Origin of the sequence: Pseudoxanthomonas sp. LH2527 (genome assembly GCF_022539275.1) — a bacterium.
In the GTDB taxonomy this organism is placed as follows: domain Bacteria; phylum Pseudomonadota; class Gammaproteobacteria; order Xanthomonadales; family Xanthomonadaceae; genus Pseudoxanthomonas_A.
The window spans coordinates 37,856-60,617 of the sequence record NZ_JAKZBW010000025.1; the positions used below are offsets into that span (position 1 = coordinate 37,856).

The 22,762-nt window shown below is 69.1% G+C and carries 19 protein-coding genes; 8 read left to right on the forward strand and 11 right to left on the reverse strand.

Annotation, left to right across the window (positions count from 1 at the left end):
• Positions 1 to 5: 5 nt before the first annotated feature.
• The 9 genes from MMG85_RS13870 to MMG85_RS13910 form a co-directional block, all read right to left on the reverse strand.
• A complete protein-coding gene (locus tag MMG85_RS13870; protein ID WP_241046556.1) occupies positions 6 to 617 on the reverse strand; it encodes a glutathione binding-like protein in 612 nt (203 codons plus the stop codon).
• 365 nt (positions 618 to 982) lie between these two features.
• Positions 983 to 1,438: a cell wall hydrolase gene (locus MMG85_RS13875; RefSeq protein ID WP_055941346.1), complete on the reverse strand. Its 456-nt coding sequence runs from the start codon at positions 1,436 to 1,438 to the stop codon at positions 983 to 985.
• Positions 1,439 to 1,907: 469 nt separating this feature from the next.
• The gene (locus MMG85_RS13880; protein ID WP_241046557.1) at positions 1,908 to 3,947 is read right to left on the reverse strand and encodes an NADPH-dependent 2,4-dienoyl-CoA reductase; all 2,040 of its coding nucleotides are present in this window, start codon (positions 3,945 to 3,947) and stop codon (positions 1,908 to 1,910) included.
• Positions 3,948 to 4,033: 86 nt separating this feature from the next.
• Entirely contained in the window at positions 4,034 to 5,260 is a 1,227-nt protein-coding gene (locus tag MMG85_RS18545; RefSeq protein ID WP_241046558.1) for a DUF2399 domain-containing protein, read from the reverse strand.
• A complete protein-coding gene (locus MMG85_RS13890; protein ID WP_241046559.1) occupies positions 5,257 to 8,685 on the reverse strand; it encodes an SbcC/MukB-like Walker B domain-containing protein in 3,429 nt (1,142 codons plus the stop codon). Before MMG85_RS13890 ends, MMG85_RS18545 begins: the two co-directional genes overlap by 4 nt.
• The gene (locus MMG85_RS13895; protein ID WP_241046560.1) at positions 8,672 to 9,313 is read right to left on the reverse strand and encodes a DUF4194 domain-containing protein; all 642 of its coding nucleotides are present in this window, start codon (positions 9,311 to 9,313) and stop codon (positions 8,672 to 8,674) included. Before MMG85_RS13895 ends, MMG85_RS13890 begins: the two co-directional genes overlap by 14 nt.
• The gene (locus MMG85_RS13900; RefSeq protein WP_241046561.1) at positions 9,310 to 10,755 is read right to left on the reverse strand and encodes a Wadjet anti-phage system protein JetA family protein; all 1,446 of its coding nucleotides are present in this window, start codon (positions 10,753 to 10,755) and stop codon (positions 9,310 to 9,312) included. Before MMG85_RS13900 ends, MMG85_RS13895 begins: the two co-directional genes overlap by 4 nt.
• 195 nt (positions 10,756 to 10,950) lie before the next feature.
• On the reverse strand, positions 10,951 to 11,967 hold the full coding sequence (locus MMG85_RS13905) for a zinc-binding alcohol dehydrogenase family protein (protein WP_241046562.1): 1,017 nt from the start codon (positions 11,965 to 11,967) through the stop codon (positions 10,951 to 10,953).
• An 82-nt stretch (positions 11,968 to 12,049) separates the two neighbouring features.
• A complete protein-coding gene (locus MMG85_RS13910; RefSeq protein ID WP_241046563.1) occupies positions 12,050 to 13,261 on the reverse strand; it encodes an MFS transporter in 1,212 nt (403 codons plus the stop codon).
• A 95-nt stretch (positions 13,262 to 13,356) separates the two neighbouring features.
• Here MMG85_RS13910 and MMG85_RS13915 point away from each other — a divergent pair, with 95 nt between their 5' ends.
• The gene (locus MMG85_RS13915) at positions 13,357 to 14,277 is read left to right on the forward strand and encodes a LysR family transcriptional regulator (RefSeq protein ID WP_241046564.1); all 921 of its coding nucleotides are present in this window, start codon (positions 13,357 to 13,359) and stop codon (positions 14,275 to 14,277) included.
• On the opposite strand, the gene MMG85_RS13920 is transcribed toward MMG85_RS13915, so the two are convergent.
• Positions 14,278 to 15,078: a dioxygenase gene (locus MMG85_RS13920; protein WP_241046565.1), complete on the reverse strand. Its 801-nt coding sequence runs from the start codon at positions 15,076 to 15,078 to the stop codon at positions 14,278 to 14,280.
• 320 nt (positions 15,079 to 15,398) lie between these two features.
• Between MMG85_RS13920 and MMG85_RS13925 the strand changes: the two genes are divergently transcribed.
• From MMG85_RS13925 to MMG85_RS13940, 4 genes are all read left to right on the forward strand, one after another.
• Positions 15,399 to 16,472 carry an OmpA family protein gene (locus tag MMG85_RS13925; protein ID WP_241046566.1) on the forward strand — a complete coding sequence of 358 codons (1,074 nt, stop codon included), beginning with the start codon at positions 15,399 to 15,401 and terminating at the stop codon, positions 16,470 to 16,472.
• A 199-nt stretch (positions 16,473 to 16,671) separates the two neighbouring features.
• Positions 16,672 to 17,175: a hypothetical protein gene (locus MMG85_RS13930; RefSeq protein ID WP_241046567.1), complete on the forward strand. Its 504-nt coding sequence runs from the start codon at positions 16,672 to 16,674 to the stop codon at positions 17,173 to 17,175.
• Positions 17,176 to 17,220: 45 nt separating this feature from the next.
• A complete protein-coding gene (locus tag MMG85_RS13935; RefSeq protein ID WP_241046568.1) occupies positions 17,221 to 18,015 on the forward strand; it encodes a pseudouridine synthase in 795 nt (264 codons plus the stop codon).
• Between the two features lie 74 nt (positions 18,016 to 18,089).
• Positions 18,090 to 18,383 (forward strand): hypothetical protein, encoded by a 294-nt coding sequence (locus MMG85_RS13940; RefSeq protein ID WP_241046579.1) that lies wholly within the window; start codon positions 18,090 to 18,092, stop codon positions 18,381 to 18,383.
• Between the two features lie 24 nt (positions 18,384 to 18,407).
• Here MMG85_RS13940 and kbl read toward each other — a convergent pair whose 3' ends face one another.
• A complete protein-coding gene (gene kbl, locus MMG85_RS13945; protein WP_241046569.1) occupies positions 18,408 to 19,607 on the reverse strand; it encodes a glycine C-acetyltransferase in 1,200 nt (399 codons plus the stop codon).
• 223 nt (positions 19,608 to 19,830) lie between these two features.
• On the opposite strand from kbl, the gene MMG85_RS13950 reads away from it, so the two are divergent.
• From MMG85_RS13950 to cysW, 3 genes are read left to right on the forward strand one after another with little or no spacing between them, the layout of a single operon-like run.
• Positions 19,831 to 20,850, forward strand: a complete 1,020-nt coding sequence (locus MMG85_RS13950; RefSeq protein ID WP_277399896.1) for a sulfate ABC transporter substrate-binding protein — start codon at positions 19,831 to 19,833, stop codon at positions 20,848 to 20,850.
• A 31-nt stretch (positions 20,851 to 20,881) separates the two neighbouring features.
• A complete protein-coding gene (gene cysT / locus MMG85_RS13955) occupies positions 20,882 to 21,712 on the forward strand; it encodes a sulfate ABC transporter permease subunit CysT (RefSeq protein WP_241046570.1) in 831 nt (276 codons plus the stop codon).
• Between the two features lies 1 nt (position 21,713).
• On the forward strand, positions 21,714 to 22,676 hold the full coding sequence (cysW, locus tag MMG85_RS13960) for a sulfate ABC transporter permease subunit CysW (protein ID WP_241046571.1): 963 nt from the start codon (positions 21,714 to 21,716) through the stop codon (positions 22,674 to 22,676).
• The last annotated feature ends 86 nt before the right edge of the window (positions 22,677 to 22,762 follow it).

The following is a 22,762-nucleotide window of genomic DNA, read 5'->3' on the forward strand; positions in this document are numbered from 1 at the left end:
CGCGATCAGGCCAGGCCTTCGGCCTTGAGGGCGGCCTGCACACCCGCATCCGCGTCCATGCGCTGCGTGAACGCGGTGATGTTCGGCAGGCCGGACAGGTCCACGCCAGTGCGCTGGGCCCAACGCAACGTGATGTAGAAATAGGGATCGGCGAAGCTGCGGAAGCCGGCCAGCCAGTCGCGACCTTCCAACTGCTTTTCGGCACTTTCGAACAGGCCGCGCAGGCGCTTGCGTGCGGCGTCCTTCACCGCATCGAACTGCGTTTCATCGCCGATGAAGCGGGCCGGCCCGAACAGTGGATGGAACGCCGGGTGCAGGTCGGAATTGACGAACGCCAGCCACTTGGCCGCCAGCGCGCGTTGCTGCGGCGAGCCGTCGCCGGCGAGCTGCGCCTGCGGATGCGTGTCGGCGATGTAACCCATGATCGCGGCGTTCTGCGTCAGCACGAAATCACCGTCGACGATCGCCGGCACCGCGCCGGTGGGATTGATGGCCAGGTAGGCGGGTTCCTTCATTTCCGCGGCGGTCATCACCTGCACCTCGAACGGCTGTCCGGTCCATTGCAGCGCGATGTGGTCGGCGGTCGAGCACGCGCCCGGCTTGGTGTAGAGCTTCATCGTGGTTCCATGGAAAAGAAAAGGCCCGCGATTATCGCGGGCCCTGGAGGCTTGCGGGGTGATGTGGGGTGCAACGGATTGTGCTGTGCACGCGCGACATGTATCGCGGTGGTTGGCTTCTCATCCGCGCGCTCTACTCGAGGGAGGGGGGAGTAGGTGCCGTGCGGAGCCGGCGCATGCCCTGATCGTTGCGGTGTGATGTGGTACGCAGCGCTGATTTTGCTGAGCACGTGTAGTTCGCATCGCGGCGGTTTGCCCTCACCCCTTCCCCTCTCCCGGGAGGAGAGGGGAGTAGGTGCCGTGCGGGTTCGGCTTCGGTGAGCGGAAGGCTTGGTCTTGCGTCGCGCCTTTGGAAGCTTTTGTTTTTAGGAGCGGGGCTTGAGCTTTTGTACGCGCAGGAAGGTGTGGTCGCCGATGGTGGCCACGTGGTACGCGTTGCGCCAGCTCGGGCTGGCGATCTGGTGCGCCATGAAGTGGCTGGCGCCCGGCACGATCTCCTGGCGCTGGCCGGGCGGCAGGGCCCAGTTGCGCTCGGCGTTCAGGGCGACGGTGACCGACTTGGCCCAGGCGTCCGGGTTCCGCAGGCGGGTATTTGGGCCGACGATGGTCGGGGCGAACTGCTTGCGGGCGGTGACCACGGAGCAGACGGAGTCGCCCCAGAGTCCGCTGTCGCGACGGCGCAGGGCGACTTCGGCGACGGCTTGCTGGCCGCGAAGGGTCTGGTCGCGGGCTTCCAGGTATACGGTGGTGCTGAGGCAAAGCGAATCAGCGGCCGGCTGCGGCAACATCTGCGACAGCCATAGGATCCAGGCCAGTTTCATGGGAACTCCTTGCTCCGTCTTTCCCGCACCCCTGCCTCCCCCGTCACGATGGGAGCGGCAAACCTGGGACATGCGGCAGGGCGTCATGGGGAGGCAGCCTTCACACGGGCTGCCCGGGGACCGGCAAGGCCGGACCAGAGGGGTCCGAGCGCCGGGCTCAGCCCGCCTGAGACTGGGCGGCGGGCCGGAAAGTGCGCGCAAGGTAGGGGGGGGCGTCCCAACTCGGCCTGAACGGGCCGGCTTGACGGAGGGGGGGCGGATCTGGCTGGAAATTGTGAGCAACGTCGCACCCGCAAAGGCCTGGGAGGGGTGCGACAGGCGCGAGAAACGTCGCCCGACGAGTGAAATCCATGCGCCTGTAGGAGCGCCCCATGGGCGCGATGCCGTTGATTGAGGCGTGCGAAGAGCATCGCGCCCAAGGGGCGCTCCTACAGAGCGGGTGTGTCGGCTGGCCGGTAGGTCGACGGGATTACAGACTGGCTGCCAGCCGGCTGCCCTGGTCGATCGCGCGCTTGGCATCCAGCTCGGCGGCCACGTCGGCACCGCCGATCAGGTGCGGGGTCTTGCCGGCGGCGATCAGCGCGGCCTGCAGGTCGCGGCGCGGTTCCTGGCCGGCGCAGACCACCACGTGGTCGACCGGCAGCAGCTGCTCGGCGCCTTCCACCTTGATGCGCAGGCCGGTGTCGTCCACGCCCAGGTATTCCACGCCGCCCAGCATCTTCACCTGCTTGGCTTTCAGCGTGGCGCGGTGGACCCAGCCGCTGGTCTTGCCCAGGCGGGCGCCCGGCTTGCCCGGACTGCGCTGCAGCAGCCAGACCTCGCGCGCCGGCGGCTCGGGCTGCGGCTTCACCAGGCTGCCGCGAGCTTCAAAGGTCGAATCCACGCCCCATTCGGCCATCCAGCGCGCCGGGTCCAGCGAGGACGAATGGCCTTCGTGGGTCAGGTACTCGGCCACGTCGAAGCCGATGCCGCCCGCGCCGATCAGCGCCGCGCGGGCGCCGACCGTCACCCGGCCGGACAGCACGTCCACATAGCTGACCACCTTGGCGTGGTCCGAACCGGGGAAGGCCACCCTGCGTGGGGTGATGCCGGTGGCCAGCACCACTTCGTCGAAGCCGGCCAGGTCGGCCGCGGTCACCGGCGTGGACAGCTTCACCTCGACCCGCGTGTCTTCCAGCAGGTGGCGGAAGTAGCGCAACGTCTCGTGGAACTCTTCCTTGCCCGGGATGCGCTTGGCGTAGTTGAACTGGCCGCCGATCTCGTCCGCGGCATCGAACAGCGTCACCCGGTGGCCGCGTCCGGCGGCGACCGTCGCGCAGGCCAGGCCGGCGGGACCGGCGCCGACCACGGCGACATTCTTCGGCGCGAAGGTCTTCTTATAGACGAGGTCGGTCTCGTGGCAGGCGCGCGGGTTGACCAGGCAGCTGGCCAGCTTGTTCTCGAACACATGGTCAAGGCAGGCCTGGTTGCAGGCGATGCAGGTGTTGATCGCCTGCGGCCTGCCGACGCGCGCCTTGGCTGCCCACTGCGGATCGGCCAGCAGCGGCCGCGCCAGCGACACCATGTCGGCCTTGCCGGCGGCCAGGATGTCTTCGGCCACCTCCGGCATGTTGATGCGGTTGGTCGCCACCAGCGGTATGCGCACGTGCGGCTTCAGCTTGGCGGTGACGTCGACGAAGGCCGCGCGCGGCACCGAGGTGACGATGGTCGGCACGCGGGCCTCGTGCCAGCCGATGCCGGAGTTGATGATCGTGGCGCCGGCCGCTTCCACCGCTTTGGCCTGGGCGACGATCTCGTCCCACTGGTTGCCGTCCTCGACCAGGTCGATCAGCGACAGGCGATAGATGAGGATGAAGTCAGGACCGACCGCCTCGCGCACGCGCCGCACGATCTCCACCGCAAAGCGCATGCGCTTCTCCGGCGTGCCGCCCCAGGCATCGTTGCGCTTGTTGGTGCGCGGCGCGGTGAATTCGTTGATGAAGTAGCCTTCCGACCCCATGATCTCGACGCCGTCGTAGCCGGCGTCGCGTGCCAGTTTCGCGGCGTTGGCGTAGGCGTTGATCTGACGTTCGATGCCGCGTGCCGACAGCGCGCGCGGGGTGAACGGGTTGATCGGTGCCTTGATCTTTGACGGTGCCACCGTCAGCGGGTGATAGCCGTAGCGGCCGGCGTGCAGCAGTTGCGCGCAGATCTTGGCGCCGTGTTCGTGCACGGCCCCGGTGACGAACTTGTGCGGGCGCGCTTCCCACGGCCACGACAGCTTGCCGCCGAACGGCTTCAGCCAGCCCACCAGGTTCGGCGAGAAGCCACCGGTGACGATCAGGCCGACGCCGCCGGCCGCACGCTCGGCGAAATACGCAGCCAGGCGTGGGAAATCCCTGGCCCGGTCTTCCAGGCCCGTATGCATCGAGCCCATCAGCACGCGGTTGCGCACCGTGGTGAAGCCCAGGTCCAGCGGCGTGAACAGGTGCGGGTAGGGCGTGGGATCGGTGGCGGTCGTCGACGTCATGCGGGTAGTGGATACGCGGGCGTATGGGTGGGCGCACGATGCCGCGAATCACGGGGGCACGCAAGCGCGGAGGGCAGGGGGCGGGGTCAGGGTGGAGGGTCGGTGGTATGCGGTAATTCGGCAGGCAGGGCTTCCTGCTCCCGGCACAGCGGGTGCGCGCGCAGGGCGTGGGCGACGCCGTCCCAGCCCGCGCGTTCGGCCCATCGGCACATCGCGGCGAGGACGGCGGGCGTCGGCACGTGCACCTGCTGACCGTCCACGCGATCTCCGTCCGTCGGCGACATCCGCCACGGCTGCAGGCGATGTCCGCTGGCGGCGGCCGTTTCCGCGAGCACGGCGGCAATGCGGAAGCCGCCCTCGTCGATGTCGCCCCAATGCCACACCGGCAGATCGTCCGCCAGCGAGCCCAGTAGCCGGGCGTAGGCGCGGCGCCAGGCCGGCGATGGCATGCCGCCGGTGTAGAGCAGCAGGGTCCGGTCTGCGCCCGTTGCGCGCGCCGCGTCATGGAAGCTGGCCAGGTTCTCCACACTGAGCAGGCAGCTGGCCGAGGTGCGCACGCCCTGCACGGCGTCGACCGGCACGCCGAGGAAGGCGGTGGCGAGCGGGAGTTCAACCCCGCCGTCCAGCAGCAGCGTGCCGGTGCCGGCCAGCAGCAGCGGCTGCGGTTCGCGCCGCAGGCCCAGGGCGGCCCAGACGTGCTCCTTCTCCACCATCCCGTCCGCCACCAGCGCGCCGCCGCTCAGCAGATCCAGCCAGGGCGTGAGCTGTTCCAGCCGCTTGCTGGCCTGCGGACGGCCGGCGAACAGGCGCGCGCTCTCGCGGCGCAGGATGCGCTCGTGGGCGTCGTCGGCGAGGCGGGCCTGCACCGCCAGCGCGGCATCGGCCAGGTCCTGCGCCGCTTCCGGCCCGTGGCCCCGCACCTTGCGGTCGCTGCGCCACGCCTCCAGCACCTCGGCGAGCACCGGGAACAGCGGCAACCACGGCGACAGCACGGTGGCCGCTTCGCGCACGCGGCTGTCCAGCAAGGGCACGCCCAAGTGGTCCGCCAGGGCCTGGAGGTCGGTCACCGTGAGCCGCAGCAGGTGTTCGCCATCGCCGCGATGGCGGTCGCGCTGCACGACGATGGCGCCGGCGCGCTCGGCCAGGGCCACCTGCGCATGGAAGGTCTCGCGTTCGGCCAGCGTGCGCAGCGACAGGTAGTCGCGCGCGCTGGCTTCGGTCATCGGCAACGAGGCGGGAGCGGCATCGCCGCGCAGCCGGGCGCGCTCGCCCTTGCGCAGCAGTCGCTCCAGCACGCGCCGCGGATCGCTCACACCGGCGCCTGCTGCCTTTCGATGCGGGCGGTCTCCTCGGCCAGCAGTTCCGGGTGCAGGTCGAACTGGTCGGACAGCAGCAGGGCGCGGGCGGCCGCCTGCACTTCGATGCGCTCGGCCTGCAGCAGGTCGCCGTCGCGGAACAGCTCGATGTAGCTGTCCAGCACACCGCTGAGCGTGCCCTGCGCGGTGTCCGGCGCGGCCAGCACCAGCTGCAGGCCGAGCGAGCGCAGGTAGTTGGTGGTGGCGCGTGCGTTCTGCGCGTCGATCTTGTCGCCGAATTCGTCCAGCAGGATCAGGCCCATGCCGCCCGCGTGCGCTTCGTTCTTGCCATAGGCTGCGGCCAGCGCCGCGCCGGCGATCACGTACAGCGGCGCGCGGTGTTCGCCGCCCGAGCCGGAGCGCATGCGCTCGCTGAGCGTGCCGATCACGCTGTCGTCCTGGCGAATCTGCACCTCGAAGCGGAAGAAGCGGCGGTAGTCGTCCAGCGGCGAGGTGGCGGTGCGTGCGGCGGCGCCGTCCTCGATCAGCTCGCGGAACGCCGCCGGCACTTCGCCGGCGGTACCGAACAGGGTGTCCTCGCCGCCGACATCCACGGCGCGCCGGATGAAGCGCTCCAGCTCGCGGAACTCCGGCACCACCTCGTAATGGAACTGGTAGCGCTCGTTGTTGGAGAACGGCGGGCTGCTGCGCAGGGTGCGGTTGAGCGTGGCGATCTGCTGGCGCAGGCGGATGAAGTTGTCGTTGAGCGCGGCGGCCACGCTGGCGCGGAAGGTCTCCACGGCCGTGTCGTAGGCCTGGCGCGCTTCGCCTTCGTAGCGCACCAGGTCGGTGTCGCGCAACTGGGTCAGTTCGCGACGCAGCAGCGCCACCGCCGGTCGCCAGGCGCTGGCGTCGAAGTCCACGCCCAGACCGTGGTCGCGCGCATACTGCGCCAGTGCGCTCCAGGCCTCGGGCAGCAGCTTGCCGAGCTGCCGGTCGCTCTCGTCGGCGCGCCGCTCGCAGGTCTTGCCGCGTTCCTCCAGCGACTCGACCTTGCTGTCGAGCTCGTCGCGGTGCCGCTCGATCAGGTTGGGATCGACATCGGGGTCCTTGAAGGCCTCCACCGCGCGGCGGGCGACCAGTTCTTCCTGCTGGCGCAGGCCTTCGAGCAGGCGACGGCTGCGATCGAGGTCGGCGACGGCGACAGCTTCCTGCCCGACCAGCGCATCGGTACGCGCCTCGCATTCGCCGAGCTGGGCGGCGAGTTCGCGCACGGCGTCGGACAGGCGGAGCAGGTCCGGGTCCAGCGCGGCCAGGCGGTTTTCCTGCGCGGCTCGGTAGCGCCCGGCTACCTGCCGGTGTTCGAGCGCGCGTTCGTGCAGCGCCTGTGCCACCGCATCGGCATCGGCCAGTCGCGCGAGTCCGCGCTGGCTGTCGTCGGCGCGGCGCAGGCGCGGCTCGATCTCGCGCACGTCGCGTTCGGCCTTTTCGATTTCCTCGTGCAGTACGCGCAGGCGGGCGCGGTTGTCGGAGGCGCCGATGCGCAGGTCGCCGGCCGCGGGCAGGCGCAGGCGCTCGATGCTGCCGCCGCGCGCGAGCAGGCCGTCGCGGGTCAGGCCCTGGCGGCTGCGCACCAGCTCGGCCTCGTTCTCCACGCAGCGCAGTTCGCCGAGTTGACGGCGCAGGAAGGCCAGCGCGTCGGCGTTGACGCCTTCCAGCAGCGCAGCCACGGTGCCGGCCGCCGCGTCCTTGCCACGCGCATCGCGTGCCTGGCTGGACAGCGCCAGTTTCACGCCATAGACCGAGCGTCCGCCGGACAGGCTGCGATACAGCTTGACCGCGCGCTCCTCGTCCTCGCCGGGGATCAGCAGCGCCTCGACGTTGCTGCGCAGGTAGGCTTCGATGGCGGGCTGCCATGCGGGGTCGGCAACGCGCACCAGGTCGCAGACCGGGCGGGCATCGATGCCGGCCTCGCGCAGGTAGCTCATCAGCCGCACGGTGTCGGCGTGCAGCTCCGCCTGGCCGGCGGCCAGCCGCTTCTGGTTCTGGCGCGCGGTGTCCAGCGCATCGCGGGCCTTGTCGTGGGCGGCATGCAGCTGGCGGGCGTAGTGGTCGACCTGTTCGCGCAACGGCGCGGTCGCGCGAAGCGCCTGGCGGACGCGCGCGAACAGGTCCTCCGGCGTCCAAGGCAGGGCATCTCCGTCCGGGAGCGCCGAAAGCGTCGCATGCCAGTCATCCCAGTCGGCACGCGCGGACTGCAACACGACGGCGTCGATGCCGTCGAGCGCGAGCGCATCGAGCTGGCGAAACTGTTCGCGCACGAAACCGATCTCGCGCAGCAGCTCCTTGTTCAACTGCCCCAGGCGTTCGCGGTCGCGGTTGGCCAGTTCGTCCAGTTGCGCCTGTTCGCCATAACCGGCGCTGCCCTGCAGGCGTGCATGGGCACGTGACTGCTCATCGCGCAGGGTGTCGCGCTCGGCACGCGTATCCACGAGGCGGCGACGTGTGTCGGCCAGCGCGTCCTCCGCCGTGGTCACCGCGCCTTCGGCCTGTTCCAGCTGCTCGCCGTACAGGTCGCGCGCGTACTCCGCCGCGAGTGCGCGGTACGACGCAGCACGCACCGCCTGCGCGGCGATGCGGTTGTACTGCTGTTCGACGCCTTCGGCCGCGTCGATGCGCTGGCGCACCTGTTCGATGCGGTCGCGGATCTGGCGGAAGCTTTCCAGCAGCGCGCGGAAGCGGGCGATGTCGGTGGGCCGGTCCTCGGCGACCAGCGTGCGCACGAACAGGTCCACGTCTTCCACGCGCTGCAGGTTGAGCGCGTTGAGGAACGCCTTGCGGTAGGCGTTGATGTCGGCGCTGGCCGTGGGCGAGGCGCGCAATCGCAGCAGCAGGTCCTTGACGAAGCGCTCGGCCACCGTGTGCAGTTCGGGTTGTCCGCCGGCGGCCTTGCAGCGGCGCAGGGCCATTTCGCGGAACGTCGTCCACGCCAGCGGCAGTTCCTTGCCCTTGACCTGCTCCACGTGGTCGGTCAGCTCCAGCGCCACGCCCGGCAGCAGATAGAGGCCGTGCAGACGATGGTCGGGCTCGTCCACCGATGCGCCCAGCGCGATGCCGGCGGTCAGGACCTCGCCGGTGTCGGTATCGCGGAACACCAGCGAGATGTAGGTGGTCGCGGTGCGCCGCTTGCGGCCGTCATCGCCGCTGCGGAACACGCCCAGGCAGTAGTCGCGGATGGTGCGCGCGCGGTGGCTGCCGCCGGCCTGCGCGTTGAAGCGGATGCGGCTGCGGTCGCCGCCCAGCAACACGATCTGCAGCGCGTCCAGCAAGGCGCTCTTGCCGGCGCCGTTGGGCGCGATGATGGCGGTGGTGGCGTCCAGTTCCAGGGTCTGCGCCTCGAACAGGAAGAACTGCACCAGGTGCACGCGCTCAAGCTGCTGCATCGCCGTCCTCCGTGACGTCGTCGTGGTCGGTCGCGTCGGCATCGTCGTCGCGGTTGTGCTGGTCCAAGCGTTGCAGCCATTGCTCGCCGACGATCTCGACGATGGCGGGCCGCACATGCAGGTGGAACGGCTGCGGATCGTCGGGTTCCGATTCCACCAGCCGGCACGTGCCCCAGCGCTTGAGCGTGCGCGCCAGTTCGCGCAGCGCGCCGACCTCGGGCATCGGCCGTCCGGCGAGTGCCTGGTACGCCTCCTGCAGTTCGGGAAGCTCCACGGTGACGACGCCTTCGTCTTCCACCATGCCCTGTCGCATCGCCTCGTCGTAGCGCTGCCGCAGCACCAGCAGCAACAGCGTTTCGGCCAGCGTCACCGGCACGCCTTCGGCGTGCGCGGGCAGCGCCACCACGTAGCGGTAGTGCGCGTTGCGCTCCAGGCGGATGCCCAGCGGCGCCAGCGCGGCGACGAAATCGTCGTAGTGATCTTCCACCAGGTGGTAAGCCAGGCGCGTGCTGCGGTCGCTGGCGTACAGCACCTGCTCCACCACCAGCCGGTAGGCGGCGCGTTCGAAATCCTGCACGGCATAGACGCCGTTGGAGAGTTGGCTGAGGGTGTTCCAACTGCGTTTCATGCGGTTTTCCGTGAAGGCTGGCCAATGCGGCGCACGACGAAGCGCGGCGCGCGCAGGTAGCCGTTGTCGTCGCGCCCGCCGGCGTCGAGCAACTCGATGCGGCAGCCGCGCAACAGGCGACCCAGCGGGTCTTCGCGCCGCAGGCCGCCGGTGCGATGGCTGCGCAGGGCGAGCGTGAGCAGGGTCTGGTAGGCGCGCAGGTCTTCGATGCTGGCGATGGAGAACGCGCCGGACTCGACCTCGTCGCGGTTGTCCAGGTGCGTGCCGATGTAGCGCGCCATGTCGTCGGCATTGACCAGTCGCGCGCGTTTCATCCGCCGCAGCAGACTGAGCCGGGCCAGTTGTTCGGGGGTGGGTGGCTGGGTGGCGTTGGCGCTGCGCGGGATCGGCTGCGGCTTCTGCCGCGGCGGGCGCAGGCGGGTCGCGTCCATCAGGGCGCCCGGCGCCACCGGCAAACGCAGCGCAGCTTCCGGTGCGTGCTGCACGCCGCGGCAGGCGCGGCGCAACAGCGTGTCCAGCTTGTCCGGCGCACGCAGGCGGTAGTCGAGGAAGGCCAGTGCGCGCCGGTTGGCCTGGCGGATGTCGTCGTCCAGCCGGCCCAGGTATTCGTCGATGCGCTCCAGTTCGCGCAGCCGCCGCAGGCTGCGCGCGAAGCGCTGGTCGCCGCGGGCGTCATCGCCGCCGCCGACGTGCTCGCGATACCACGCTTGCAGCGCGGTGCGGCGCTCGCCGGTCTCGATCTGCTGCGCCACCGACAGGATCGCGCTGCGTCGCGCCAGCGGATGATCGCCCTTGTGCAGTTCGGCGTAGTCGCCGATGAAGAATGCGCTGACATAGCGCTCGAACCACTGGCGTGCGAACTGCGCGGTGGATTCGGCCTTGCTCAGTTCCGGCATCAGGTCGCGGACCTGCAGGCTCATCGACGACAGCGACACCAGCAGTCGCCGTGCCTGGTCGGCGGCTTCGTCCAGGGCATCGCCGGACGCCTTGCCGTCGGCCACCTGCTGCAGCTGGTGTTCGATCGAGCGCATCTTCGCCGAGACGAAGGTCGGGCCGTGCTCGGCGAACTCCACCAGCAGCGAGAGGAACTGGTGCACGACCGGCGGCATTGTGACCATTTCGCGCGCGCCGATGCGTTCCTGCCGCAGCCATCCGGTGCTGCGGAAGCGCTCGTAGATGCTGTTGACCCGCACCGGCAGCGGCGTGTCGGGGGTCTGGCCGTCTTCGTCTTCCCAGGGGTCGTCGGCCAGCAGGTAGCGCTCCAGCGCCGCGGTGATCTCGCGACGCTGGAACCCCATGCTCGGCGGCACCGGCGCATCCGGCCCGAAGAATTCGTCGAACAGCCGGCACAGCAGCAGCCAGTAGTGCTCCCGGTTGGCCGAGGCGAGTGGGCCGAACAGCCCGCCGGGCAGCAGGGGGAACAGCGACGGCGGCTGGGTCATCGCCGCGCGGGCCGCCCGGTCGGGCCGGACTTGTGAGGTGACGGACGCCGCGGCGCCGGGGAAGAGGGCATGGCAGGGATCGGAAAGACGGGCGGATCGCGCCGGAACGCGCAACGGCCGGCCACGATATCGCAAGTCGCCCGGCCGCCGGTAGCGAGCCGGGCGCGGCCCCGCCCCGTGGCCTTTTGCAGGCGCTTACCAGCCCGCGAGCACCAGCTTGCCCACGGTGGTGCCGGATTCCAGCCGGCGATGCGCTTCGCGCAGGTTCGCCGCGTTGATCGGCGACAGCGTGCCGGTCAGCGTGCCGCGCAGTTCGCCGGCGTCGAGCAGGTCGGCCACGCGGTCCAGCAGCGCGCCCTGTTCGCCCATGTCGGCGGTGCGGAAGCGCGGACGGGCGAACATCATTTCCCAGTGGATGCCGATGCTCTTGGCCTTGTAGGGGTCGCCGATGCGCAGCTCGCCGCGCGGCTCGACGATCAGGCCGACATGGCCGAGCGGGGCCAGCAGCTCGCCCAGCTCGGTCCAGTAATGGTCGGTGTCGGCCAGGTTCAGGGCGGCATCGACGTTGTCTAAGCCCAGCGCCTTCAGCTGCGGAGCCAGCGGTTCGCGGTGGTTGATCACATGGTCCGCGCCCAGTGCCTTGCACCAGTCGATGGTGTCCTGCCGCGAGGCGGTGGCGATGACGGTGAAGCCGGCGCGCCTGGCCAGCTGGATCGCGATCGAGCCCACGCCGCCGGCACCGGCGATCACCAGCAGCGACTTGCCGTGGCCGCCACCATCAGGCATGTACGGCATGCGGTGGAACAGCAGCTCCCACGCGGTGATCGTGGTCAGCGGCAGCGCGGCGGCCTGCGCGAAGTCGAGCGACGCCGGCTTGCGCCCGACGATGCGCTCGTCGACGAGCTGGAACTGCGCATTGCTGCCGGAGCGGGTGATGTCGCCGGCGTAGTAGACGTTATCGCCCGGCTTGAAGCGCGTCACCGCTTCGCCGACCGCTTCGACCACGCCGGCGGCGTCGTAGCCCAGCACCTTCGGCTGCGCTTCGACCTGCGGCTTGGGCGCGCGCACCTTGGTGTCGACCGGATTCACCGACACGGCTTCCACCCGCACCAGCAGGTCATGGCCGCTGGCGATGGGTGTGTCGAGTTCGACATCGACCAGCGACTGCGGGTCGTCGATGGGCAGGTAACGGGTCAGGGCAACGGCTTTCATGGGGGATCCTCGTGGGGGAATCAGGCGGCGTGCCGCGATAATGCGACGCGCGGTGGAAAGAGGCGATGAGACGAACGGCGGATCAGGCGCAGCCCGCGTCGGTGGCGAGCGTGTAGCGCTGGCGGCGTTCCAGCGCCAGCGCCCACAGCGCGACGGCGAACGCGGAGGCCGGCACCAGCGCGGCGACCCAGGGCAGCGCCGACAGGCCCAGCCCCTGCGAGATCACCACGCCGCCCAGCCACGCGCCCAGCGCGTTGCCCAGATTGAACGCGCCGATGTTGAGGCTGGAGGCCAGGCTTTGCGCGCCGCTGGCCTTCTGCAGCACCCACAGCTGCAGCGGCGACACGGTGGCGAAGGCGGCTGCGCCCAGCAGGCCGGTGAACGCGATCATCGCCCAGCGGCTGTGCAGCACGAAGGTCATGGCGCCCATCACCAGCGCCAGCAGGGCCAGCGTGCCCAGCAGCGCGGGCGCCAGGCGACGGTCGGCGAAACGGCCCCCCAGCAGGTTGCCGACGATCATGCCCACGCCGAACACCAGCAGGATCGGCGACACCGCCGCATCGGCGAAGCCGGTCACCTGCGTCAGCAGCGGCTGGATATAGGTGTAGACGGTGAACATGCCGCCGAAGCCGAGCACCGTCATCAGCAGGCCCAGCAGCACCTGCCGCTGGGTGACCACGCGCAGTTCGTCGCGGAACGACAGCGCCGCCGGCGCGCTGCGGTCGGCCGGTACCAGCGTCGCGATGATCACCGTCGCCAGTACGCCGATCGCGGTGACCGCCCAGAACGTCGCCCGCCAGCCGAACTGCAGGCCCAGCCATGCGCCGGCCGGCACGCCGAGCAGCGTCGCCACGGTCAGGCCGGTGAACATGATGGAGATGGCGGAGGCCTTGCGGTCTTCGCTGACCATGCCGGTGGCGACCACCGCGCCGACGCCGAAGAAGGTGCCGTGCGCCAGCGAGGTGACCACCCGCGCCGCCATCAGCAGTTCGTAGTTCGGCGCCAGCGCGCAGGCCAGATTGCCCAGGGTGAACACCATCATCAGCGCCACCAGCACCGCCTTGCGCTGCATCCGGCTGGTGGCGGCGGTCAGCAGCGGGGCGCCGACGAAGACCCCCAGCGCATAGCCGGAGATCAGCAGGCCGGCGGCGGCGATCGACACCTGCAGGTCGGCGGCCACCTGCATCAGCAGCCCCATGATGACGAACTCGGTGGTGCCGATGCCGAACGCACCGGCGGTCAGCGCATACAGGCCCAGCGGCATGCGCGGGGCGGGGGAGGGGATGGGAGACATGGGAGTGGTCGTTCCGGGAAGGCGTGCAGGGTGACGCTTTCCCTGGCGGCATAAAACCGAGAAGATGGCGAATCACTTTCAATGGATTATTGAAAATGGATCGTGTCGGCGACCTCACCCTGTTCCTGCGCGTGCTGGACCTGGGGTCGATCACGGCCGCCGCCCACAGCCTGGACCTGTCGGTGGCGGTGGCCAGCCAGCGCCTGAAACGGCTGGAGAAGGACCTGGGCGTGCGGTTGCTGCACCGGACCACGCGCCGGCTGCACCCCACGCCTGAAGGGCTGGCGCTGGCGCAGCAGGGGCGGGTGCTGGTGGAGGAACTGGAATCGCTGGGCAGCGGCCTGCGCGAAGCGGCCAGCGACGTCGCCGGCACGCTGCGGGTGACGATGTCGGCCTCGTTCGGGCGGCAGTACGTGTCGCCGCTGCTGCCCGATTTCCTCGCCCGCCACCCCAAGGTCCGCCTGAGCGTGCATCTGAGCGACAACGTGGTGGACCTGGTCAGCGAGGGCTTCGACCTCGCCATCCGCATCGGCGCACTCGACGACTCGCGCATGGTGGCGCGGCGGATCGCCCCCAACCGCAGGGTGCTGTGCGCTTCGCCGGCGTATCTGGATCGGCGGGGTGCGCCGCAGACGCCGGCGCAACTCGCCGACCACGACTGCCTGCTGCTGTTCGGCACGGGCGGGCGCCAGGACGTGTGGCGGCTGGGCACGCCGGACGGCGGCGAGGTGGCGGTGCGCGTGCAGGGGCGCTTCGAGAGCAACTTCGGCGAAGTGCTGCGCGATGCCTCGCTGGCCGGGCAGGGCATCGTGGTGCATTCGTTATGGCATGTCGCGGACGATCTGCGCGCGGGACGCCTGAAGGTCGTGCTGCCCGACTTCCCGCTGGCCACGACCGCGATCAGCGCCGTGATGCCGCAACGCCGGCTGGTGCCGCCGCGGGTGCGGGCCTTCGTGGACGTGCTGTCGAATGCGTTCGGCGAGCACCCGCCGTGGGAACGCGGACTGTCCGCGTAGTCAGTCGGTGTCGAAGGCGAAGGCGTCCAATGCCAGCCCGCCCATCTCGACATCGCGATGGAGCAGCCGCCCCCGGGCGCCCACGCCACCGGCACCCAGCGCGACGTAGAGCGGATACAGATGTTCGGGAGTGGGATGGTTCTGCTGCGCGTACGGCAGCGCGGTCCACTCGAGCGCGGCGGCCAGATCGCCGGCCAGCAGGGCCGCGCTCAGCGGATCGGTGAAGGCCGTCACCCAGGGATATGTCAATGCCTGGCCCTGCTGCCAATCCAGCGCGCGAAGATTGTGCGAGAAGCCACCGGATCCGACGACGAGCACGCCGTCCTTGCGCAACGGAGCCAACGCCAGCCCCAGGCGGTAATGCCATGCAGCGCTCTGGGCCGGATTCACCGACAGCGCCACCACCGGAATGTCGGCGGCCGGATACATCCGCCGCAGCGGCACCCAGACACCGTGGTCGAGACCGTGCAGCGGATCCTCGCGCGCTTCGAAGCCGGCGGCCGTCAGGCGTCCGGCGATGTCGTGGGCGAGCGCGGGTGCGCCCGCCGCCGGATACCTGATCCGGTAGAGCGCGTCCGGGAAGCCGCCGAAGTCGTGGATCGTCTGCGGCGCTGCGGCCGCGGTCAGGGTCGGACGGGCGTGTACGAAATGGGCCGAGGCCACCACGATCGCCCGCGGCCGCGGCAGCCGTTCTCCCAGCAGATCCAGGAAGCGGCCGGTGGGCGAATCGTCCACCGCCAACATCGGCGAGCCGTGCGACAGGAACAGGCTGGGCAACGTCGGGGCGAGGGGTGCGCTCATCTCGGGAGAATCCGCCCTCGCGGACGGGTTACCAAGGCACGCATCTGCACCAGTCCGTCTCACCGGCGGGGGCTTGGCGCGGTCCGACTATCGGTCGCGCAGGGTCCCCGCCGAATGTGAAGATTTGTGCCAGTTCCCTTCAGGAGTGTTAACCTTGCCCGACTTGTTATGGTACCGTTAACACAGTCTTCACGTACCCACGCATAATCTGTTCAGCAAGGCGACGGATGCCTGTCGCCTCGAATAACAACTAGAAACGCCGCAAGTGAAGTGCTTCGGTTTCTCTAACTACTGAACTTCTACAAGGAAAGGAGCTGCAAATGAACAAGAAGATTCTCTGCGCCGCGCTGTTGGGCGGCCTGAGCCTCGCAAACCACGCGATGGCGCAGGAGTTCGATGACCGCTGGTACCTCACCGGTTCGGCCGGTTTCAACCTGCAGGACGATGACCGCACCACCCGCAACGCCCCTTTCCTGGGCCTGGGCCTGGGCAAGTTCATCAGCCCGAACTGGTCGCTCGACGGTGAACTGAACTATCAGAACCCGAAGTTCGAAGACAACCAGGATGCCCTGTGGAGCCAGTACGGCGTTTCGCTGGACCTGCGTCGCCACTTCATCCAGGAAGGCCGCGGCTGGAACCCGTACATCGTGGCGGGCCTGGGCATGCAGCGTTCGGAAGAAGAGTCGCTGATCAATGCCACCAACCAGCGTCGTGACAACAACCTGGCCGCCAAGCTGGGCGTCGGCCTGCAGACCACGCTCGACAATCGCGTCGGCGTGCGTGCCGAGCTGGCCTACCGCGCCGACTTCGACGACCAGAGCGCTGCGGCTCCGCAGGAAGACTGGTTCGGCGACGTGCTGGCCTCGGTCGGCGTCGTGATCCCGCTGGGCCCGAAGGCCGAAGCCGCTGCTCCGCCGGCCCCGCCGGCTGCGCCGAGCTGCGCCGATCTGGACGACGACGGTGACGGCGTCAACAACTGCGACGACAAGTGCCCCGGTTCGCAGGCTGGCCAGACCATCGGTCCGGACGGCTGCCCGGTGCAGGTTTCGATCGACCTGAAGGGCGTGAACTTCGACTTCGACAAGTCGACCCTGCGTCCCGACGCGATCGCGATCCTGAGCGAAGCCGCCGAGATCCTGAAGCGCTACCCCGACCTGCGCGTCGAAGTGGCCGGCCACACCGACCTGTGCGGTGCGGACGCCTACAACCAGTCGCTGTCGCAGCGTCGTTCGCAGACCGTGTACGACTACCTGACCAGCAACGGCGTGGACGCCTCGCGTCTGGTGGGCCCGATCGGTTACGGCGAGAGCCGTCCGCTGGAGCCGACCGCGCAGACCCTGCCGGGCTGCAAGAGCGAGCGTAACCGTCGTACGGAACTGAACGTCCAGAACTGATCGGACGCGCTTCCCGCAACACCCGAAGCCCGGCCTAGTGCCGGGCTTCGTTTTTTACGGCACGGTGCGCGGCATTTGCGTGACCGTGCTTCCGTCTTTCCGCATTGATGCATCGCGCGGCGTCCTATTTCTTGCCATGCCATGAGACGCTGCCTACACTCCGGGCACGTTCCGCAGGAAACCTCCAGGAGTTGTGCCGATGCGCCGTCATGTCCTCGCCAGTGTGCTGTGCATCGCCGCGATTCCCGCCGCCCACGCGGCGCCCGATTGCAGCGGCAGCCTGGTGCCGGCGCCGCTGAAGACGCCGGCCACGGTGATCGCACCGGTCGCCCCCGAGTTCACCGCCGCCGCCACGCAGTTGGGCGCGCCGTCGGGCGTGCTGGCCTCGCACGGGTTCGATGAGTCGCAATCGGTCGATCGCGTGCTGATGCGCCTGCGCATCGAGGGCTGCCGCAATGTCGCCAAGGCCCTGCCCGCCGCACCGTCGGCCACCGCTGCCACCGGCAGTTCCGCGGCGTACCAGCCGAAGACGGCGCACGACAACACGCCGTGGCGGTTCGACATGAGCCAGAACGGCAAGCGCATGACCGCCGACGAATTCGATGCGTGGATGAAGTCGCGCGGCGTACGCGTGGTGAAGGCGCCCGGCGCACCCGCTGCAGTGCCCGCTCCGGCACCTGCCGAGCCCGCCAAGAAGAACTGATCCACGCACGGCCGGTCACCCGGCCGTTTTCCTGTCGGCTCCGTCATGACCTCGCGCAGACCCCCTTCCCGCGACGCCTCGCGCAGTACGCGTGCCGGTGTGCCGGCGGGGCAGGGGACACGGCATGGGCTGGCGCGCGTGCTGTCCAAACAGGGCGTGTGCTCGCGCACGGAGGCTGCGCGCTGGATCGTCGAAGGCCGGGTGTCCGTTGATGGGCGGATCGTGCGCGATCCCGAGTTCCCCGTGGTCGCCGGCCGCGCCGTGATCCGCGTGGACGGCCTGGCGAACGCCGCGCCCGAGCGCTGCTATCTGATGCTCAACAAGCCGCGCGGCCTGGTCACCACCGCGCGCGACGAGCAGGGGCGCGACACCGTCTACCGCTGCCTGGACGGCGCGGGGTTGCCATGGGTCGCGCCGGTAGGCCGGCTCGACAAGGCCAGCGAAGGCCTGCTGCTGTTCACCAACGACCCCGAATGGGCCGCGCGCATCACCGATCCCGCGACGGGTCCGGAAAAGACCTACCACGTGCAGGTCGACAGACTGCCGGATGACCTGTTGTTGCAGGGCTTGAAGGCCGGCGTCGACGTCGACGGCGAGCATCTCTCCGCCCGTGATGTTCGCGTGCTGCGCAGCGGCGAGCGCAATGCCTGGCTGGAGATCGTGCTGGAGGAAGGGCGCAACCGGCAGATCCGTCGCCTGCTGGCCGCGTTCGATGTCGGCGTGCTGCGGCTGGTGCGCGTCGCGGTGGGATCGCTGGCGCTGGGCGAACTGGCCAAGGGCGCATGGCGCAGGCTGGAGCCGCATGAGCGCGACGCGCTCGCGCCGACGACCGGGCGTTGATTGCGCGACGGCGGTCCGGGTTCGCGGCCAGGCAGCTGCCTACACTCGCTCACGCTGACCTTGGGGAAATCGCCATGTACCGTTCGACCTCGCGCTTGCCGCTGTGCTGCGCCTTGCTGCTCGCTTTCGGCCTGTCGTCAGGCTGCGCCTCGACATCGCCGGCCGCCGCCACGAAGAAGACGGCTCCCGACCAGATCGTCACCGTCAAGGCCGGTCCGCACGGACACCGCTTCGACATGCAGCAGAACGGCCGCAGCATGACGGCCGAGCAGTTCGATGCGTGGATGAAGGCCCGCGGCATCCGCGTGGCCAAGGGCGCGCCGGCCAAGTCGAAGACGACCGCCAGCACTGCCAGGCGCGCGCGCTGACGCACGGGCGCGCCGCTCCCTCGATCAGGCCTTCAGTACGCCCAGTTCGCGGCCGATGCGGATGAAGGCATCAATGGCGCGGTCCAGATGTTCGCGCGTGTGCGCGGCGCTGATCTGCGTGCGGATGCGCGCCTGTCCCTTCGGTACCACCGGGAAGAAGAAGCCGATCGCGTAGATGCCTTCCTCCAGCAGGCGTTCGGCGAAGCGCTGCGCCAGCGGTGCGTCGTACAGCATCACCGGGCTGATCGGGTGCACACCCGGCTTGATGTCGAAACCGGCGGCGGTCATCTTTTCGCGGAAGTAGCGGGTGTTCTCCTGCAGTTGCTCGCGCAGGTCACCGGCGGCATCGAGCATCTCGAAGGCCTTGATGCCGGCGGCCACCACATGCGGCGGCAGCGAGTTGGAAAACAGGTAAGGACGCGAGCGCTGGCGTAGCAGTTCGATCACTTCCTTCCGTGCCGTGGTGAAGCCGCCCAGCGCGCCGCCCATCGCCTTGCCCAGCGTGCCGGTGACGATGTCGATCCTGTCCAGCACGCCCTTCACCTCGGCCGAGCCGCGGCCCGTCGCGCCGAGGAAGCCGGTGGCGTGGCATTCGTCGATGTGCACCAGCGCGTTGTACTTCTTCGCCAGCGCGGTGATCTCGTCCAGCGGGGCGATGAAGCCGTCCATCGAGAACACGCCATCGGTGGTGATGAGTTTGGTCTTGCAGCCGGCGGCATCGGCCGCCTGCAACTGCGCTTCCAGGTCGGCCATGTCGCAGTTGGCATAGCGGAAGCGCTTGGCCTTGCACAGGCGCACGCCGTCGATGATGGAGGCGTGGTTCAGCGCGTCGGAGATGATCGCATCGTCCTCGCCCAGCAGCGGCTCGAACAGGCCGCCGTTGGCGTCGAAGCAGGCGGCGTAGAGGATGGTGTCCTCGGTGCCGAAGAAGTCGGCGATCGTCTTCTCCAGTTGCTTGTGCAGGTCCTGCGTGCCGCAGATGAAGCGCACCGACGCCATGCCGAAGCCATGCGTGTCCAGCGCGTCCTTCGCGGCCGCGATGATGTCCGGATGGTCGGCCAGCCCCAGGTAGTTGTTGGCGCAGAAATTCAGCACCGTGCGCCCGTCGGCCAGGGTGATCTCCGCCGCCTGCGGGCTGGTGATGATGCGCTCGGCCTTGAACAGGCCCTGGGCGCGGATCTCGTCGAGGGTGGTGGCGTAGTGGGCGGTGAGCGGGCTGGACATGAGGAATGGACTGGCAGGGAAGGCCTCCATTCTACCTGCCCGTCCGGAGCCGCCAGGCGTCATGCGGGAAGGGCATAAGCGTTTGCCGTTTCGTCATTTCCCCGCCTGCAGGTGCGCAAGCAGCATCAGCGTCCGGCTGGCAACGGCCCGCCCGCCCAGGCCCAGGGTGGACGCATGAGACCGCACTCCCGCGCACCGGCCGCCTGCGGCCTCCGGAACCTGCATGAACACCGATCTGTTCCGACGCCTTGTCCGCAACACCATGCTCGCCTTCGGTCTGACCTTGGCCGCCGCCGCGGACGCCAGGGACATCAAGCTGCTCAACGTGTCGTACGATCCGACGCGCGAGTTCTACCGCGAGTTCAATGCCGCGTTCGCCGCCGATTGGCAGAAGACCAAGGGGCAGAAGGTCAGCATCGAAACCTCGCACGGCGGTTCCGGCAAGCAGGCGCGCTCGGTCATCGACGGCCTGGAGGCCGACGTGGTGACGCTGGCGCTGGCCTACGACGTCGACTCCATCGCCCAGCGCGCCAAGCTGTTGCCGGCCAACTGGCAATCACGGTTGCCGGAGAACAGCGCGCCGTACACCTCGACCATCGTCTTCCTGGTGCGCAAGGGCAATCCGAAGAAGATCCGCGACTGGCACGACCTGGTGAAGCCGGGCATCTCGGTGATCACACCGAATCCGAAGACCTCCGGTGGCGCGCGCTGGAACTACCTGGCCGCGTGGGCCTATGGCCTGAAGATCTTCAAGGGCGACGAGGCGAAGACACGCAACTTCGTGCGCGCGCTGTATCGCAACGTCCCCGTGCTGGATACCGGTGCCCGCGGTTCGACCACGACGTTCGTCCAGCGCGGTATCGGCGACGTGCTGCTGGCGTGGGAGAACGAGGCCTTCCTGTCGATCGAGGAACTGGGACCGGACAAGTTCGACATCGTGGTGCCGTCACGCTCGATCCTGGCCGAGCCGCCGGTGGCGCTGGTGGACCGCAACGTGGACAAGCACGGCACGCGCGAGGCGGCGCAGGCCTATCTGAAATACCTGTATTCGCCCACCGGTCAACGCCTGGCTGCGAAGCACTACTACCGCCCGCGCTATCCGCAACACGCGGCAGCGGAAGACATCGCGCGCTTTCCAAAGCTGGAACTGGTGACGATCGACGGTGTCTTCGGCTCCTGGGCGAAGGCGCAGGCCACGCACTTCGCCGACGGCGGCGTGTTCGACCAGATCCAGGCGAAGTAACGTGGCGGCAGTGCATCCCTGGGCGGGAAAGATGCGTCCCCGGCGCGTCATGCCCGGGTTCGGCCTCAGCCTGGGTTATACGCTGGCCTGGCTGGGGCTGATCGTGCTGATCCCGCTGGTGGGTGTGTTCGCCAAGGCCAGTGGACTGGGACCGTCCGGCATCTGGGCCATCTGGACCGAGCCGCGGGTATTGGCGGCCTTGCGCATCAGCTTCGGCACCGCGCTTGCCGCCGCTGCATTCAATGCGGTGATGGGCACGCTGGTGGCGTGGGTGTTCGTGCGTTACCGCTTCCCGGGCAAACGGCTGTTCGACGCGATGATCGACCTGCCGTTCGCCTTGCCCACGGCCGTGGCGGGGATCGCGCTGACGGCGCTTTACGGACCGACTGGCTGGATCGGGCAATGGCTGGAAGTGGTCGGCATCAAGGTCGCGTACACGCCGCTCGGCATCACCGTGGCGCTGGTGTTCATCGGCCTGCCGTTCGTGGTGCGCGTGGTCCAGCCCGTGCTGGCGGAGATCGAGAGCGAACTGGAAGAAGCGGCCGCGACGCTCGGCGCGAGCCGATGGCAGACCGTGCGCCATGTCGTGCTGCCGACGCTATGGCCGGCGGTGCTGGCCGGCTTCGCGCTGGCCTTTGCGCGAGGCGTGGGCGAGTACGGGTCGGTGATCTTCATCGCCGGCAACCTGCCGGGCGTCTCCGAGATCGCGCCGCTGCTGATCACGATCAAGCTGGAAGAGTTCGACTACGAGGGAGCGACGGCGATCGCGGCGGCGATGCTGCTACTGTCGTTCGCGCTGTTGCTGCTGATCAACACCCTGCAGGCGCGATTGCAGCGCACCGGCAAGCGGGCGGGGGGCTGACATGGGCGACGCCATCTCCGCTGTGATCGCCGTTGCCCCGGCGCCGTCCGCGGTGGCGTCGTCCGGACGTCCCGTCATCCGCCGGCATGCCGCCACCAACGAACCCCGATGGGTGCAGGTGCTGCTGGCGCTGGGCGCGCTGGGCTTCCTGCTGTCGTTCCTGTTGCTGCCGCTGGCGCTGGTGTTCGTCGAAGCCCTGCGCGGCGGCTGGACCGCCTTCGTGGCCGCCATCAGCGAAACCGATGCACTGGCGGCGGTGCAGCTGACGCTGCTGGTCACCGCGATCGTGGTACCGCTCAATCTCGCCTTCGGCACGGCGGCGGCGTGGGCGGTCAGCAAGCACACGTTCCGTGGCAAGCGCTGGCTGGTCACGCTGATCGATCTGCCGTTCGCGGTGTCGCCGGTGGTGGCGGGCCTGATCTACGTGCTGATCTTCGGCGCGCAGGGCTGGGCCTATTCGCTGATCGACGAGGGCTGTCATTTCACCTTGCCGCTGCTGGGCGAGCTTCACCTGCAGTTGCCGAAGGTCATCTTCGCGCTGCCGGGCATCGTGCTGGCGACGATCTTCGTGACCTTCCCGTTCATCGCGCGCGAGTTGATGCCGCTGATGGAGCAGCAGGGGTCGGACGAAGAGCTGGCAGCGCTCAGTCTGGGCGCCAGCGGCTGGCAGACGTTCTGGCGGGTGACGCTGCCGAACATCCGCTGGGCGCTGCTGTACGGTGTACTGCTGTGCAGTGCGCGCGCACTCGGCGAGTTCGGCGCGGTGTCGGTGGTGTCGGGCCACATCCGCGGCCGTACCAACACGCTGCCGCTGCATGTGGAAATCCTCTACAACGAATACGCCTACAGCGCTGCATTCGCGGCGGCCTCGCTGCTGGCGCTGACCGCACTGGTCACGCTGGTGCTGAAAACCTGGCTGGAATGGCGTCACGGCGAAGCACTGGCCGCCAATCATCGACACTGAGGCGACAAGATTTTTCGACACGGATCAGAGCGAAAGAAGCGGATAAGGCGAAGACGCCAGGAGGCGTTACTGCAGATGGAGCCACT